Here is a 313-nt window from a genome sequence, read left to right on the forward strand (position 1 = left end):
CCCCCGGGGGCGGTCGGCGACGGCCGCGTTGGCCCGCACCTGTTCGGCGGAGGTGGCGCCCGCGATGACGGAGGCGCAGCCCGGCTGCGCGGAGAGCCAGCCGATGGCGAGTTCCAGGACCGTGCGGTCGTACTTCTCGGCGAGGCCGGCCAGTGCCTCGACCGTGTCCAGGCGCTCGTCGGTGAGGTAGCCGTCACGGCCTTCGAGACGCGAACCGGGCGGGACGGGGGCGCCGCGTCGGATCTTTCCGGTGAGCAGGCCGTTGGCCAGGGGGAAGGGGGGCCAGGTGGGGGGGACGCGGGCGGCCAGCATC

1 protein-coding gene is annotated in these 313 nt (G+C 75.7%); it reads right to left on the reverse strand.

What is annotated here, in order from left to right; all coding sequences use genetic code 11:
* Nucleotides 1-313: aldo/keto reductase (locus ADK55_RS23040; protein ID WP_199826606.1), on the reverse strand; the 313-nt coding region annotated here is incomplete at both ends.

The sequence above is a fragment of the Streptomyces sp. WM4235 genome (assembly GCF_001279725.1).
Classification (GTDB): domain Bacteria; phylum Actinomycetota; class Actinomycetes; order Streptomycetales; family Streptomycetaceae; genus Streptomyces.